This window comes from Rudaea sp. (assembly GCF_057139185.1).
Genome location: NZ_DBNHDN010000030.1, coordinates 24,019 through 40,283, shown reverse-complemented (window position 1 = coordinate 40,283; position 16,265 = coordinate 24,019). Strand labels below are relative to the sequence as shown.

Genomic DNA, 16,265 nt, shown 5'->3' with positions numbered 1-16,265 from the left:
AAGACCGGAATCCAACTCCTTCTTGTCGCGCCTTTTTCAAGATCAAGAACAAGAACCCGATTCCCGTCTTCGCGGGAATGACGCTGTTTTTTCTGCTGGCCGCGCTGACACTTGCAATGCCTGCCTTCGCCGCCAGGCCCGCATCGACCGCACGACAAGTCAAACCGCTCACCGCACCGAGAGTCCCCATCGCCCCGCTCAAGGCTCCGATCACCGCCTTCGTCCCGTTCGACTACGCGCCGTTTCCGTTCCACGGGCTGATTCCCGATTCGGGCAAGAAGTTCATCGACAAGATCGACGGCAACCGCAAGGGCCATGTTTCGCCGCGCGACAACTCGGTGCACTGGGAAGACGAAACCTTCAGCGACAATCGTGTACTTTTATACTTGCCGCAAGGCTTCGACATCCGCAAGCCGGCGTTGATCGTCGTATTTTTCCACGGCAACGGCGCAACGCTGTCGCGCGACGTGCTCGATCGCCAGCAGGTCGCCGCCCAGCTCGCCGCGAGCAAGCTCAATGCCGTGCTCGTCGCTCCGCAGTTCGCGGTCGACGCCGCCGATTCGAGCGCCGGGCGCTTCTGGCAGCGCGGCGCATTCAAGAAATTCGTCGAGGAAGCCGCGCGCAAACTCGCGCTGCAATACCATGATCGACGCGTCGAATCCGCATTCAGGCCATCGAAGGTCGTGCTCGTCGCCTACTCGGGCGGCTACCTGCCGGCATCGTGGTCGCTCGCGGTCGGTCAGATCGGATCGCGCCTGCACGGTGTCATCCTGCTCGACGCGCTCTATGGGCAGATCGACAAGTTCGCGGACTGGATCGTGCGCGCGCACGGCGCGGCGTTCTTCTTCAGCACCTGGACCGAATCGACACGTGAACAGAACGAAGCGCTCCAGTCCGAACTCACCGACGCGAACCTGCGCTACACGACGAAGCCGCCCACGCTGCTGCGCCCCGGCACCGTCGCCTTCGTCGACAGCGGTCTCGACTGGACCCACCACAACGACTTCGTCACCCAGTCCTGGACGCAGAATCCGCTGAGCTGGCTGTTCTCGCGCATCCCCGGTTATCCGAAAGGCAAACCGGCGAAAGCACGATGATCACGACGATCGACCTGCGCGCCGTGATCTGCGGCACCGAACTGAACGTGGTGCAGGAAGGCATTCCCGACACGATTCCTAGTAGCTAGAAAATTGCATACGCTTTCTCTGAGCGTATGCAGTTTCTTACAAAGCTTTCAGCATCACGCCGCAAGCTTCCCCGTCAAGCCATCGGCAACTTCAACCCCTGCTCTTTCGCACACTTTCGCGCAATCTCATACCCCGCATCCGCATGCCGCATCACGCCCGTGCCCGGATCGTTCCACAGCACGCGCGCGATGCGCTTGTCGGCGGCTTCGCTGCCGTCGCAGACGATGACGACGCCGCTGTGTTGCGAATAGCCCATGCCGACGCCGCCGCCGTGGTGGAATGAAACCCAGGTCGCGCCGCCCGCGGTATTGAGCAGCGCGTTGAGGATCGGCCAGTCGCTGACCGCGTCGCTGCCGTCCTTCATCGCTTCGGTTTCGCGGTTGGGACTCGCGACCGAGCCGGAGTCGAGATGGTCGCGGCCGATCACTACCGGCGCCTTGAGTTCGCCCTTGCGCACCATTTCGTTGAACGCGAGGCCGAGGCGATGGCGCTGGCCGAGGCCTACCCAACAAATCCGCGCGGGCAGGCCCTGGAAGCTGATGCGTTCCTTCGCCATGTCGAGCCAGTTGTGCAGGTGCGCATCGTCCGGGATCAATTCCTTGACCTTGGCGTCGGTCTTGTAGATGTCCTCGGGATCGCCCGACAGCGCGACCCAACGGAACGGGCCGATGCCGCGGCAGAACAGCGGGCGCACGTAGGCCGGCACGAAGCCGGGGAAGTCGAACGCGTTCGCGCAACCTTCGTCCTTCGCCATCTGGCGGATGTTGTTGCCGTAGTCGACGGTCGGGATGCCCTGCGCGTGGAACGCGAGCATCGCCTCGACATGCACGCGCATCGACTTCTTCGCCGCGTCACGCACCTTCTCGGGATTGGCCTTCTGTTCGGCCAGCCACTGCTCGACGCTCCAGCCAATCGGCAGGTAGCCGTGGACCGGGTCGTGCGCGCTGGTCTGGTCGGTGACGGCGTCGGGCTTGACGCCGCGCTTGACGAGTTCGGGAAGAATCTCTGCCGCGTTGCCGAGCAGCGCGATCGATTTCGCCTCACCCGCCTTCGTGTATTTTTCGATGCGCACGAGCGCGTCGTCGATGTCCTTCGCCTGCTCGTCGACGTAGCGCGTCTTCAGGCGGAAATCGATGCTGCTCTGCCGGCATTCGAGGTTCAGCGAACACGCGCCCGCAAGCGAGGCCGCCAGCGGCTGCGCGCCGCCCATGCCACCGAGGCCGGCCGTGAGAATCCATTTGCCCTTGAGCGAACCGCCGTAGTGCTGGCGCCCCATCTCGACGAAGGTTTCGTAGGTGCCCTGCACGATGCCCTGCGAGCCGATGTAGATCCACGATCCGGCCGTCATCTGGCCGTACATCATCAGGCCTTTTTTATCGAGCTCGTTGAAGTGTTCCCAGGTCGCCCAATGCGGCACGAGGTTGGAGTTCGCCAGCAGCACGCGCGGCGCGTCGGCGTGGGTCGGGAATACGCCGACCGGCTTGCCCGACTGGATCAACAGAGTCTCGTCGTCGTTCAACTCGCGCAGCGAGCGCAGGATCGCATCGAAGCATTCCCAGTTGCGCGCGGCACGGCCGATGCCGCCGTAGACGACGAGTTCGTGCGGGTTTTCGGCGACCTGCGGATCCAGGTTGTTCTGGATCATGCGATATGCGGCTTCGATCAGCCAGCTCTTGCACGTGAGCGTGTTGCCGCGCGGCGCGCGGATCGTGCGCGTGGTGTCGATGCGGGTCGGAGCGTTCATGGCGGAATCCCGTATTTAGGGTAGCCAATTATCTACCGTCCGGACAAAGTAGGCCAATGTCGATGAGTACGGCCGGAGATTGTCGCATCGTGCGCCCGGTGGTCAACGGCGAGCGCGGGAATCACTTCCGCACGGCGTGCATCTGCTCCGAACGCGCACGCGAGAACACGAACACCGAGGCCGGCGGGATGTTGCGCCAGGCGAAGCCGCCGCGGCGCACCGACAGGCCCAGCTCTTCGAGCAGGTCGCGCGGCAACGGCGGCTTCGGCGAATAGGTGAACTGGATGAAACTGCCTTCGGGGCCGAGCACGTCGAATGCGCTGCGCATGATCGAGCGCTGCAGGTCGCGCGACATGTTGAGCAGGCCCAGGCCGCTGACGACCGCATCGACCTCGCCGGGTTGCGTGAAACCCTGTTGCGCCACGATGCCGGCCAACTCGCAGGCATTGCCGCAGACGACGCGCGCGCCGGGGAACTGTGCTTGCAGGTGCTCGTACAGTTCCTCGTTCAACTCGACGACGAGCAGTTGATCCGCCGCGACGCCGCTATCGAGCATCGCGCGCGTGAACACTCCGGTGCCCGCGCCGAGTTCGATCACACGCCGCGTGCCGTGCGGCAGTTCCGCGGTCATCAATGCCGCCAACTGGGTGCCCGACGGCGCCAGCGCGGCGATGCTCAGCGGGTTCTTCAGCCATTGGCGGAAGAACAGCCAAGCCTGCGAGCCGGACGTGGGAGGCGACGCTTGCGGATGGGTCACTGGGAATCCGTGGAGAAATACAGCCGGCATCATAGTGGGACCGCCCGAAGACGGCCAGCGTGCCGCGAGTCGGGCGTCTTTCGCGGCTGATCCCGGCGCGGGCGCAATGCCGCCTGCCGTGCGCAAAACAAAGACCCCGCTGCCGAAGCAGCGGGGTCATGGCCGGCGCTCAATTCCGGGGGAAGGAATGCGCCGGGCAACCTTCAATGGCGGTAGTAACCGCCGCGATCGTAGTAGCTGCCGCGTCCTTCGTCACGGCCGCGATCGTAGCCGCGGTGGTAGCCACGGTCATAGCCGCGGTCGTAGCCGCGGTCGCGGTAGTAGTAGCCCGAGCGGTACACGACCGGGCGGCTGTAGTAGACCGGGTACGAATCGTAGTACACCGGTGCCGGTGCGTAATACGTCGGCGCATAGTAGGTCGGCGCATAGTAGCCACCGCCGTAGTAGCCGCCACCGTAGTAGCCGCCACCGTAGTAGCCGCCGCCGATACCGACGTAGGTGTGATGGTTGCCGACGCCGATGCTCAAACCCGGCACGCTGATGCCGAGGCTGAAATGATCGCGTGCCGACGCCATCGACGCAAATGCGAGCCCGGCTACGGCGAGAAGGCCGAAAGCCATCGCACGAAAACCACGCTTGCCGAATGTCATGTGCCTGCTCCGATGAGTGCCCAAGCGATCCGCTGATCGCAGAAACATGCTGCGATTTTCCGGCTGAATCGATGGTGAAAAACCGGCACCCCTGCCTGAACCGTTCAGCCTCGTCCGGCGCGCTGCGGGACAAAGCTGAACGAGGCTACTTCTTCTGCAGTTCCCAGGCTTGGTGGATGCGCGGATTGCGCTCGAAATCGAACGGGATCGTGGCCGTGCCGATGTCGCGAATATCGAAGCCGGACAGTGCAGCCTCGTCGAGCTTGAAGCGGCGGTAGTTGTTCGAGAAGAGGATGATTCCGCCTGGCAGCAGACGCTCGCCGCAGAGCCGCAGCAGTTGTGCGTGGTCACGTTGCACGTCGAAGTCGGCCGCGCTCTTGGAGTTCGAGAACGTCGGCGGATCGACGAAGATCAAGTCGTACATCGCCGAATGCTGCTGCAGGTACGTCGCCGCATCGGCGCGTACGAGCTTGTGCCGCCCGCCGTGCCCGGTGCCGCCGCCGAAGTCGTTGAGGGCGAGGTTGCGCGTCGCCCACTCGAGATAGGTCTGCGACAGATCGACACTGGTCGTCTCGATCGCGCCGCCGGCCGCGGCGTGGACGCTGACGCTGCCGGTGTAGCAGAACATGTTGAGGAAGCGCCTGCCACGCGCGAGTTCGCGCACGCGCGCGCGCAGCGGGCGGTGGTCGAGAAACAGGCCGGTGTCGAGGTAGTCCCACAGGTTGACGAGAAAGCGCAAGCCACCCTCGCCCACTTCGATGAACTCGCCGCGATGGTCGAGGTTGCCGTACTTCTCGCCGCCCTTGCCGCGCCGGCGCTGCTTCAGCGCGACGCGTTCGCGCGGAACGTCCAGTGCCTCGCCCGCCGCTCGCACGAGCTCGCGCAGGCGCGCGCGTGCGAGACTCTCGTCGATGCTCGCGGGCGCGGCATACTCCTGGATGTGCAGCCAATCGCGCGCCACGCCATCGCGTCCGTGCTCACGGTAGATGTCGATCGCGGCGGCGTATTCGGGCAGGTCGGCGTCGTACACACGCCAGCACTCGACGCCTTCGCGCGCCGCTATCCTGCGCAGATGACGGTGGTTCTTCTCGATGCGGTTCTTGACCATCTGCGCGCCGGCCGACAGCGGCTTCGGCCCGGGCTTCGGCGCATCGGCCGCCGCGGGCAAACTTGATTGAATCGCGAAATTGAGGAACACGCACTCGAGCGCGCCGTTGTAAAGCTGGTATTTCTTCTCGGCGCGCAGTCCGATCGCTCGCGCCAGGTTTTCGTCCGAAGTGATCACGCTCGCGCGCCAGCCGGGAAATTCGGCCTTCAGTTTGGTGCCGAGCAAACGGTACAGATCGACGAGGCCGGCGTCCGCGCCCATGCGCTCGCCATACGGCGGATTGCAGATCACGAGCCCCGGCATCGACAGCTCCTGCGGACGATGCAGGTGTTCCAGCGACTGCCTGGCGAGGTGGATGAAACCCGACATCTGCGCGTACTGCGCGTTGTGCACGGCCTCGCGCAGCACGTTCGCATCGCGGTCGAAGCCGAAGAACACGGGTCTCAGCGCCTGCGCGCCGGCCAGCGCGCGTGCCTGCGCCTCGTCGCGCAACGTTTTCCACAACGCCGCGTCGTGGCCGCGCCAGCCGAGGAAGCCGAAATAGTCGCGCCGCAGCCCCGGCGCGATGTCGGCCGCCATCAGCGCCGCCTCGATCAGCAGCGTGCCCGAGCCGCACATCGGATCGACGAGGCCGCCGCCGGCCGCATAGGTCGCAGGCCAGCCGGCGCGCAACAGCATGCCCGCGGCGAGATTCTCCTTGAGCGGCGCCAGACCCTTGCCGAGTCGATATCCGCGCTGATGCAGCGGCGTGCCGGCAAGGTCGATGCTCAGGATCGCCTGGCCCTTGCGCAGCACGAGATTGACCCGCAGCGACGGCCGCTCGGTATCGACGCTCGGACGTACGCCGCCGCGCTCGCGGAACTGGTCGACGATCGCATCCTTGACCCGCAGCGCGGCGAACTGCGTGTGCGTGATGCCCTGCGTGCTGCCGACCGCGTCGACCGCGAACGTGTCGCTGGTGCCGAAGTGTTCGCTCCAGTCGACGTCGAGTGCGCCGCGATACAGCGCGTCGCCGTCGGCGGCGGCAAACTCCGCGATCGGCATCAGCACGCGACTGGCCAGCCGCGACCAGAGGCAGGCGCGATAGCCCGCGTCGAGGCTGCCACCGAAGTGCACCCCGGCGAGCGCCTCGTGCGCGTCGCCGGCACCGAGCGCCTTCAGTTCGTCGACGAGCAGGTACTCCAGCCCTTTCGGGCAGGTGGCAAAGAATTTTCGCGTCGCTGGATCCGCCGCGTTCACGCGAACTGCCCCTGACCGAATGGAATCAGGAACAAACGGAATTGTTCGGCGACAAAATCGACGTGGTTGCCCAGACGATGATCGTCACGCACCACTGCGATCGCATCGCCACGCGCGCGCGCGAAGGCGAGTGCCGCATCGACCGGGCAAATCTCGTCGTCCCAGGCATGCACGAGCGCGGTGCGTACGTTCGCCGCGGCGAACGGGCGCGCGTACCCGGGAATCGCCAGCGGCAGCGCGATCAGGAACAGGCCGACACAGTTCAACCCGGCCGACGCCAGCGCCGAGGTATACGCACCCAGACTCGATCCGGCGAGGACGACCGGCGCATCGACCGGCGCCTGCGCCTTGAGGCGCGCGATGCGCTCGTCGATGCGGCGCACGTCGTGACCGACGTCGAGATCGCGATAGTCGGGACGCACGCTGCGGAACCCGAGCGATTCGGCGACCTTGGCCAGTGCCGTCACCTTGGTGGCGTCGGGCCCGCTTTCGAGGCCGTGCGAAAGTATCAGGAAGGGCTTCATGCCGCGATTATCGCATGGCGCTGACAGCCTGCCCGCGCGCGTGCGAGACTGCGCGCATGCCGATATCCACCTCGCCGCCGCCCGAACTGGTCGTCCACGACTGGCCCCTGCCCTACGAGGCCAGGCTCAACCATCGGGGCCTGTCGGCGATCGACCTCGTCGTGATCCACTGCACCGAGTTGCCCGACATGGCGATGACACGCGAGTTCGGCGAGCGTGTGCACTATCCGCAAAAGGGCACCGGCAACAGCGGCCACTACTACATCACCGAAGCCGGCGAGGTGTACCGCTTCGTTGCCAACGATCGCGTCGCCAACCACACGAAAGACTGGAACACGCGCTCGATCGGCATCGAGATGTTCAACCTCGGCCGCTATCCGCATTGGGGCGACAGCCGCCATCAGGCGTTCACGGTGGCCTACACGAAGGCACAGATCCAGTCGCTGCTGGCGCTGCTGCGACAGCTCAAGCACGACATCCCCAGCCTGCGCCATATCGCCGGCCACGAGGATCTCGATACGCGTCTGGAACCCGCGAGCGACGATGCGAAAATCATGCTGCGTCGGCGCCAGGACCCCGGTCCGCTGTTTCCATGGGAGGATGTCGTGCCGGCGTCCGGGCTCGCACGGCTTCGTCCGTAGCGGCCGCACACGTTCTGCCCTTGGCGACAGACAAGCAAGCCCGGGCGTGACGAATCGCCGCTACGGTAGAATGCGAGACCATCGCATCGTGGAACAGACAATGACCAAACCCGTCGTCGCCGAGCTGGTCGAACTGCTCGGCCTGGAACGCCTCGAAGACAACCTGTTCCGCGGCCAGAGCCGCGACATCGGCACGCGCTACGTGTTCGGCGGCCAGGTGCTCGGGCAGGCCTTGTCGGCGGCGCAGCAGACGGTCGAGGAACACCGCGGCGCGCATTCGCTGCACGCCTATTTCCTGCGTGCCGGCGACATCGCGGCGCCGATCGTCTACAACGTCGAGCGCACGCGCGACGGGCGCAGTTTTTCGACGCGGCGCGTGATTGCGATCCAGCACGGCGAGCAGATCTTCAACTGCACGGTCTCGTTCCAGATCGACGAACCCGGTTTCGAGCACCAGACCGCGATGCCACAGGTGCCATCGGCCGAAGCCCTGCCCTCGCGCAGGGCACTCCCGCCCGCCGAACTCGAGAAGCTGCCACCGAAACTGCAACGCTGGTTCGGCGGCGCAGGCCCGTTCGAACTGCGCTACGTCGAACCGCGCGACGATCTGAACCCGGGCCGGCTGCCGCCGCGACAGCACATCTGGTTCCGGCTCGTGGACCGCATCGCTGATTCGCCCGCGCTGCATCGCGCGATGGTCGCCTACGCCTCCGACTTCAACTTGATCGGCACCGCGCTGCTGCCGCACGGCATCTCGTTCGCCGACGGCAAGGTCCATCTGGCCAGCCTTGATCACGCGATGTGGTTCCATCGCGCGCTGCGCGCGGACGAATGGCTGCTCTATGCGCTCGACAGCCCGACCGCGCAAGGCGCCCGCGGCCTCGCACGCGGACAGATCTTTTCCGCCGATGGCCGCCTCGTCGCTTCGACCGCGCAGGAAGGCATGATGCGATTGAATGGCGGTCATCCGTGATCGCAAGTTCAGGAAGCGATCTTGCTGACCGCACTTCTCGGGTAACATCCCATCACCATGAGGCAAATCTACACCTCCGCACGCAACGAGAACGTCGATCGCGTCGTCGCCCTGTTGCGCGAAGCCGGCATCGAAACCTCGGTGACGAACCGCAGCAACTACAAGGGCCACGACTACAAGGGGCCGAGCTATTCGGCGAAATCCGGCCGCGACGACTGGGCACAGGTCTGGGTCGTGCACTCGCAGGACCAGGCGCGCGCGCGCGCGCTGTTGCGCGAGATCGGCATCGAGCCGCCGACGCGCTACGCCGAGGAGCTCGAAGCCTCGCGCAGCAAGGAACTCACGCCCGAGCAGCGGCGCACGCGTTTCGTCTGGAACATACGCACGCTGCTGCTCGCCGCCATCGGCGCGCTGCTGATGCTCAACTGGCTGGGCGTCGTCCGGATTTTCTAGAAATCCCCCGAACAGCTACTGCACTCGTCATTGGCCCGCTTCATGTCCCGCATCAAAACCGCCTTCCTGTTCGATCTCGACGGTACCCTGATCGACAGCGTCTACCAGCATGTGCTCGCGTGGAAGTCCGCGCTTGATGCGGAAGGCATTCCGCTCTCGGTCTGGCGCATCCATCGCAAGATCGGCATGTCCGGCGGCCTGTTCGCCAACATCCTGCTGCGCGAGACCGGCTTCGACAACACGCCCGAGCGCCTCGAGCGCCTGCGCAGGAACCACGCCGCCGCCTATCAGCAGCTCTCGGCCAGCGTGCGCCCGCTGCCCGGCGCGCGCGAACTGCTCGACTATCTGACCGAACAGGGCAATCCGTGGGCGATCGCGACCAGCGGCCGCATGGAAACCGCCGGGCACAATCTCGCCGCGCTCGGCGTCGATCCGGCCAAGGTAGCCGTGGTCACGCGCGACCAGGTCAGGTATGCCAAGCCCGACCCGGACCTGTTCCTGACTGCGGCCGAACGCCTCGGCGTCGACATCCGCGATTCGCTGGTCCTCGGCGACAGCATCTGGGACATGATCGCGGCGAAGCGCGCGCGCGGCCTCGGCGTGGGCCTGTTGTCCGGCGGCTATGGCGAGGACGAACTGAGCCGCGCCGGCGCGTTTCGCGTCTACGCCGACCCGGCCGACCTGCTGCTGCACATCGACGAGGTCGCGGCAAGAAACTGAAGATCTGTTTTGCCATCCGTGGCCAATCCGCCCTTGCTCTTTCGCCTGGGCGGCGATGTAGACTAACCCCATGAAGTCCGAAACCGTCCGCCTGTTTCAGACCCTGCCGCACGCCTGCGGTTACTTCGCCGAGCGGACGGCGCAGAACCTCGTCATCGACCCGTCCGCTCCGCACCTGCCGCGCATGTACGCGCATGCGCTCACCCGCGGCTACCGCCGCGCCGGCGGCCACGTCTACCACCCGCAATGTCCGCAATGCCGCGCCTGCGTGCCGGCGCGCATTCCGGTCACACAGTTCGAACCCGATCGCAGCCAGCGGCGCAATTTCAGGCGCAACGCGGATCTCGCGCTCAGCGTCGTGCCGGCGCGTTACAGCCACGAATACTTCGCCCTGTACCGGCGTTATCTCGACGCGCGCCATGCGGGCGGCGGCATGGACAACCCGGACCCGCAGGATTTCACCCGCTTCCTCTACACCGCGTGGAGTCCGACCTCGTTTCTCGAGTTGCGCGACGCCAGCGGCGAGCTGTGCGCGCTCGCGGTCACCGACATCACCACGACCGGCCTGTCGGCCGTGTATACCTTTTACGATCCGGCGCTCGAGGCGCGCGGCCTCGGCACGCACGCGATCCTGCGCCAGATCGAACTCGCGCGCGAACGCGGCCTGCCTCACGTGTATCTCGGCTACTGGATCGAGCGCCACCCGAAGATGGACTACAAGGCGCGCTTCCGTCCGCTGGAACTGTTGACGGCCGATGGCTGGAAAGTTGCTGCCCGTGGCAGCACCGCCTGATCCGTGATCGCTGCGAACCTGCGCTCGATGCTTCGATTCGCCGGTGGCTTCGCTTAGCAGGCTGTTGGGAAGCTCGCCTTTCCCTCCCAACGATAGGGCTTTTCCATCGCCGGGCGCTTCGATCCGGGATGTGCAGGTGCGGATATGCGGCCACCGAACGCACTTCTCCTCAGGCCGGCGATGGGTCCCACCATGCGCCGATGCCACCGAGTCGGATCAGGTTGCAGGCGGCGCACGTCCGCGTCGTCCAGCCGCGCACGGCGTCCGGACCGACCAGCGGCAGCTTGCGGATCGGACGATTCGCCGGCACACCCGCCTCGACCGACACGCAGGAGAACATCCCCGGCTGCTGCCCATCCGCTCCACGCATCGCTTGATTCGCCGCATGATCGGTCGTTTCTATGATCAGCAATTCGCAGCGTAGTTTCTTCTCAACAGCCTGTTAGATCGGTTTCGTCTGTAGTGCTTGCCCCGTCGTTCCGGGGCCATGCGAGGCATGGAGCCCGGATTCGGGTTCTTGCTCCATCGCAGCGAAGATCAAGAACGGGATGGCCAGCCATTCGGCTGTCGATAGCTCCGCCATCGCGGGAATGGCGAGGTTGCAGATACTTGAATCGAAAGCGCTCAGCGCGCAAACCAGCCTACCACGTCGACGACGAGCTGCGTGCTGTTGCCGCTGCCGACGTAGAACGACACTTTTCCGTTGTTGCCGACCTTGGCAGTAACCATGTTCGGTATGGTCTGGTTCGCGACGTAGTTGAGGTTGGATGCATTCGGTTGCGCCGATCCGGTTGGCCACACCGTCAGATACCCGGCGCCGGCCGTCCCGGTCACCGTCACGTTCAACACGACCGCATCCACTCCGCTGGCCGGCACCCCGCCGCGACCGAGCAAGTTGACATCCGTCGTGCTGAGGGCCGCCAACGCACCGCCGCCCGCAAACTGGCCATCGACGGTGAACGCTCCGGTACGCGTATCCACCACGCGCGCCGGCACCAGGGACGTGAGTTGCGATGACAGCGGAAACCAGCCCTGCACGTCCGCCACCACGTCGGTGGTGCCGGCGGAATTGTAGATCGATACCCGACCCGCGCTGCTGACTTTGGCCAACACCAGATTCGGAATGGTCAAGCCCGGCGTGAAGTTGAGATTCGACGCCACCGGCTGCGCGGCATCGGCGGGCCATAGCGTCAGATAGCCCGGCGCGCTCGGATTGGCCACGGTCGTGTTCAGCAGTACCGCGCCGACACCGGTCGCCGGCAGGGCATATCGCCCGGAAACCTGCAGGTCGAGCCTGGCCCCGGGTGCGAGCGCGCCCTGGCCGGCGAATTGACCGTCGACAGTTGCGTTGCCGGCGCGCGTATCGAGCAAGCGTGCCGGCGTCAGCGCGACCAGATCCGTCGCGGCGCTGAAGTATCCCGCAACGTCGGCGATCAGGTGTGTGCCAGCCGATGCGAACAGCGACACTTTGCCGTCGACGCCGAGTTTGGCGATCACGAGGTTGGGAATGGTTTGCCCGGCTACGAAATTGAGGTTCGATGCCAACGGTTGCGCCGCGCCCGTAGGCCATACCGTGACAAAGCCAGGGCCGGTGGGCAAAGCCGTCGTCACATTCAACACCACGGCGACGACGCCAGTGGCAGGTACGCCGCCGCGTCCCGCCACGACCAGATCGAGTCGGCCGCCCGCGCCGAGTGCGCCGACGCCCGCGAACTGGCCATCCACCGTGCTGGCACCGGCGCGCGTATCAAGCAGGCGCGCGGGATTGAGCGAGACAAAGCCCGGCGAGAATGTCACCGTGATCGCACAATTCGCCGTGATCGCGCCGGTGGTCCAGATACTGCCGCCTTGCAGGCTCGGCGTGCATGTCGTGCCAGCCACCGTGCCTACCGCATGGCCCGGATCCGGGGTGATGGTGAACGTCGTGGCCGAGCCCTCTGCGACCGAAGCAGTCGCCGGCGCGGAGACTGATCCGCCGCTGCCGCTGACCGCGGTGGTCACGGCCCAGTACTGCACGAGGGCAACGGACTGCGATACCGGTGCGGCCGCCTGCCAGTTCGCGTCGCCGGACTGGTTTGCGCTGATCGTGCAGGTGCCGTCCGCGACCATCGCCACGGTGCTGGCGGCGATCGAACACACTCCCGGCGTGAGTGAGGCGTAGCTGACTGCCAGGCCGCTACTGGCGCTGGCCAGCGGATCGAGCGTGAACGTGGCGCCGTTGGCGAACGGGCGACTGGCCGGAGTCTGCACGCCGAACGTGATGCTCTGCGTGCCCTTGCCGACGCTCAGCGTGAAGTTCTGCGTTGCATCCGGCGCAATGCCGTTCGTCGCCTTGAAACTGAGCGGATAAGTGCCCACCGTGGCCAAGGCAGGCGTACCCGACAGCGTGGCCGTGCCGTTGCCGTTGTCGGTGAACGTCACGCCAGCCGGCAATGCACCTGTTTCACTGACCGACGGCGTCGGAACACCCGTTGTCGTCACCGTGAACGTGCCGGCCGCTCCCACCGCGAATGCCGTGTTGTTCGCGCTGGTGATTGCCGGCGGACTGGTCACGACCTGCATGAGCGCGGCCGATGCGGCCGCGTGATTGTTCGTGTCGCCGGCAAAATATGCCGTGATCGCGTGCGCGCCGGCCGCGAGCGCGCTGGTCATGCACGTCGTCGGACTGGCACTGGCCGCGACCGTGCACAGCACGGTACCGCCGGTGCAGGCCGCGTTGGTCGTGGTCGCATCGGCGCAGAACGAGACATTGCCCGATCCGGTCAACGTTCCGGCGTTGGCAAAGGTCGCGCTGAAGGTGACGCTGACGCCCTGCGCGCTCGGGTTGAGTGAACTGGAGAGCGTCAGCATCGGCGTGGCGGGCGTGACCAGGATCAGACGCAGTTGCTGCGGGGCCGCCGCAGTGGTGCCGTTGCCACCGTCGCTGCCGCCGGAGCGCGAAGCGCGTACGCCGCACAGCACCCCGGCAGCCGGAGCGGTCAACGTGGCACCCGCCACCGAGCAGGTACCCGGGGTCCATACGTCGTAGACGATGGCGACGCTGCCTCCGCCGCTGGCTGCGGCGCTCAGCGGCGCGCCGACTCCAGCCGCTATCGCTGACAACGGTGTGCCAGTGCCAGCCGTGCCCGGAGCAAAAGCGTTGAGCGTCTGGCCGGACAGCATGTTCACCGGAACAGGGCTGTCCGAAGTCGCGCCGTTGCCGAGTTGGCCGCTCAGGTTGTAGCCCCAGCACTCCATCCCGCCCGCGGTGACCAGTGCGCAGTTGTGGTTGCCCCCCGTCGCGACCACTGCCACACCGGCGGTCAGGTTGGTTACATCGACAGGCGTCGAGCTGTTCGTGGTCAAGCCGTTGCCAAGCTGGCCATTGCCGTCGGCACCCCAACACTTGACCCCACCCGCCGCAGTCAGCGCGCAACTGTGATCGACTCCTGCCGTGATTGCCGCAACGCCGCTGGTCAAGCCCGTTACATCCACCGGTGTCGGGCTGGCCGTCGTCGAAGCGTTGCCGAGCTCCCCAGCGCCGTTGGCGCCCCAGCATTTCATCCCACCCGTCGTGGTGCGCGCGCAGGTGTGGTAGCCACCCGTCGCGATCGTTGCCGTCCCGGCGGTCAGCCCGGTCACATCCACGGGAGTCGGGCTGTTGGTGGTCGAGCCGTTGCCGAGCTGTCCATCGATGTTGTTGCCCCAGCACTTCACGCCACCCAACGTGGTCAGCGCACAGGTGTGATTGGCGCCCGCACCTGTCGCAATTGCCGCCACTCCACTGGTCAGGCCGGTCACATCGACCGGCGTCGAACTGTCCGTCGTCGAACCGTTGCCGAGCTGGCCATCGCCGTTGCTGCCCCAACATTTCACTCCGCCCGCCGCAGTCAGCGCGCAGGTGTGATAAGCGCCGGCGGCAATCGCCGCCACGCCGCTGGTCAAGCCGGTCACATCCACCGGTGTCGGATTGGCGGTCGTCAGGCCATTGCCGAGTTGGCCATTGCCGTCAGCACCCCAGCACTTGATCCCGCCGGCGCTGGTCAACGCGCAACTGTGATATCCGCCCGTCGCAATCGCCGCCAAGCCGCTGGCGAGGCCCGTGACGTCCACGGGAGTCAGGCTGTCGGTGGCGGTGCCGTTGCCGAGCTGGCCCTCGCCGTCGGCTCCCCAGCACTTCGCTCCGCCCGCCGCGGTCAACGCACAGGTGTGAAAGCCGCCCGTCGCGACTGCCGCCACGCCGCTGCTCAGACCGGCTACATCCACCGACGTATGACTGTCGGTGGTCGAGCCGTTGCCGATCTGGCCGTTGCTGTTGGCGCCCCAGCACTTCACCCCGCCTGATGCGGTCAACGCGCAGGTGTGAAAACCGCCCGGCGCAATCGCCGCTACACCGGCGGCCAGGCCCATCACATCCACGGGTATCAGGCTGGTCGCAATCGAGTTGTTGCCAAGCTGGCCGTTGCCGTTGTCGCCCCAGCACTTCATTCCGCCCGCCGTGGTCATGGCGCAGGTGTGAAAGTCGCCCGCGGCGACAGCTGCGGCGCCGCTGGTCAGGCCCGCCACATCCACCGGCGTCGGATTGGCCGCAGTCGAGTTGTTGCCGAGTTGGCCGTTGCCGTTGCCGCCCCAGCACTTGACTCCACCCGCCGTAGTCAATACGCAGGTGTGGTACCCGCCGGTCGTGATCGCCGCCACGCCGCTGGCGAGGCCACTGACATTAACGGCAGTCAGGCTGGTCGTGGCCGAGCCGTTGCCGAGCTGGCCTTCACCGTTGGCGCCCCAGCACTTGACCCCGCCTGCGGTGGTCAACGCGCAGGTATGAAAGCCACCCGCCGCGATTGCCGCCACACCGCTGGTCAGGCCGGCCACGTCCACCGGTGTCGGACTGGCCACTGTCGAGTTGTTGCCGAGCTCGCCATCGGTGTTATGGCCCCAGCACTTGACCCCACCCGTCGTGGTCAGCGCGCAGGTATGGCTGCCACCGGTTGCGATCGCGGCCACGCCGCTGGTGAGGCCCGTCACATCCACCGGTGTGTTGCTGTCCGTGGTCGAGTTGTTGCCGAGCTGGCCATCGCTGTTGTTGCCCCAGCACTTCACGCCCCCCGTCATGGTCAGCGCGCATGTGTGCGTGCCGCCCCCCGCGATCACCGCCACGCCGCCGGTCAGGCCCGTCACAATCACCGGCAAGGAACTGTCCACGATCGACCCATTGCCGAGCTGGCCGTGCGCGTTGTTGCCCCAACACTTCACGCCGCCTGCCGTACTCAGCCCGCAGCCATGATAGAGACCAGTCGAGACTTGGGTGGTGACGGAATCGAGCACGCTGGGCGTATTGAGCCCCCATGCCACCGGCGCCACGGCCAGAAGCAAGCCCGCGGCCCAAGCACGGACCGCAATTCGACGCCGCATAAAACCCCCTGTCTCACTCTGACTTTCGAAGTGCAAGCTCCTGTCGTTGACGCGGACAATGGCCATCGACGGCGGGTCGCGAAAA

Annotated in this window: 13 protein-coding genes; 6 read left to right on the top strand and 7 right to left on the bottom strand. The window is 66.0% G+C overall.

Going from position 1 to position 16,265, the window contains the following annotated elements; genetic code table 11:
* Positions 1-77: 77 nt before the first annotated feature.
* The gene (locus tag AC16HO_RS10025) at positions 78-1,097 is read left to right on the top strand and encodes a hypothetical protein (RefSeq protein WP_395643488.1); all 1,020 of its coding nucleotides are present in this window, start codon (positions 78-80) and stop codon (positions 1,095-1,097) included.
* Between the two features lie 163 nt (positions 1,098-1,260).
* Here the strand turns inward: AC16HO_RS10025 and hutU are convergent, their stop codons facing one another.
* The 5 genes from hutU to AC16HO_RS10000 form a co-directional block, all read right to left on the bottom strand.
* Complete coding sequence (gene hutU, locus AC16HO_RS10020; RefSeq protein ID WP_395643487.1) at positions 1,261-2,931, bottom strand: urocanate hydratase; 1,671 nt, start codon at positions 2,929-2,931, stop codon at positions 1,261-1,263.
* Between the two features lie 121 nt (positions 2,932-3,052).
* On the bottom strand, positions 3,053-3,688 hold the full coding sequence (locus AC16HO_RS10015) for a class I SAM-dependent methyltransferase (RefSeq protein WP_395643486.1): 636 nt from the start codon (positions 3,686-3,688) through the stop codon (positions 3,053-3,055).
* 203 nt (positions 3,689-3,891) lie between these two features.
* On the bottom strand, positions 3,892-4,338 hold the full coding sequence (locus tag AC16HO_RS10010; RefSeq protein ID WP_484335423.1) for a hypothetical protein: 447 nt from the start codon (positions 4,336-4,338) through the stop codon (positions 3,892-3,894).
* A gap of 145 nt (positions 4,339-4,483) precedes the next feature.
* Complete coding sequence (gene rlmKL, locus AC16HO_RS10005) at positions 4,484-6,685, bottom strand: bifunctional 23S rRNA (guanine(2069)-N(7))-methyltransferase RlmK/23S rRNA (guanine(2445)-N(2))-methyltransferase RlmL (protein WP_395643484.1); 2,202 nt, start codon at positions 6,683-6,685, stop codon at positions 4,484-4,486.
* Positions 6,682-7,209 carry an alpha/beta hydrolase gene (locus AC16HO_RS10000; RefSeq protein WP_395643483.1) on the bottom strand — a complete coding sequence of 176 codons (528 nt, stop codon included), beginning with the start codon at positions 7,207-7,209 and terminating at the stop codon, positions 6,682-6,684. The genes rlmKL and AC16HO_RS10000 overlap by 4 nt, the downstream gene beginning before the upstream one ends.
* A 56-nt stretch (positions 7,210-7,265) precedes the next feature.
* Here AC16HO_RS10000 and AC16HO_RS09995 point away from each other — a divergent pair, with 56 nt between their 5' ends.
* From AC16HO_RS09995 to AC16HO_RS09975, 5 genes are all read left to right on the top strand, one after another.
* Entirely contained in the window at positions 7,266-7,850 is a 585-nt protein-coding gene (locus tag AC16HO_RS09995) for an N-acetylmuramoyl-L-alanine amidase (RefSeq protein WP_395643482.1), read from the top strand.
* Positions 7,851-7,950: 100 nt separating this feature from the next.
* Positions 7,951-8,823, top strand: a complete 873-nt coding sequence (locus tag AC16HO_RS09990; protein WP_395643481.1) for an acyl-CoA thioesterase — start codon at positions 7,951-7,953, stop codon at positions 8,821-8,823.
* Positions 8,824-8,880: 57 nt separating this feature from the next.
* Positions 8,881-9,276 (top strand): putative signal transducing protein, encoded by a 396-nt coding sequence (locus AC16HO_RS09985; protein ID WP_395643480.1) that lies wholly within the window; start codon positions 8,881-8,883, stop codon positions 9,274-9,276.
* 42 nt (positions 9,277-9,318) lie between these two features.
* Positions 9,319-9,996, top strand: a complete 678-nt coding sequence (locus tag AC16HO_RS09980) for an HAD family hydrolase (RefSeq protein WP_395643479.1) — start codon at positions 9,319-9,321, stop codon at positions 9,994-9,996.
* A gap of 70 nt (positions 9,997-10,066) precedes the next feature.
* Entirely contained in the window at positions 10,067-10,789 is a 723-nt protein-coding gene (locus AC16HO_RS09975) for an arginyltransferase (RefSeq protein WP_395643478.1), read from the top strand.
* A gap of 169 nt (positions 10,790-10,958) precedes the next feature.
* Here AC16HO_RS09975 and AC16HO_RS09970 read toward each other — a convergent pair whose 3' ends face one another.
* Complete coding sequence (locus tag AC16HO_RS09970) at positions 10,959-11,159, bottom strand: hypothetical protein (RefSeq protein WP_395643477.1); 201 nt, start codon at positions 11,157-11,159, stop codon at positions 10,959-10,961.
* A gap of 254 nt (positions 11,160-11,413) precedes the next feature.
* Positions 11,414-16,180, bottom strand: coding sequence for an RCC1 domain-containing protein (locus tag AC16HO_RS09965; protein WP_484335422.1), 4,767 nt, complete (start codon positions 16,178-16,180; stop codon positions 11,414-11,416).
* Positions 16,181-16,265 lie beyond the last annotated feature (85 nt).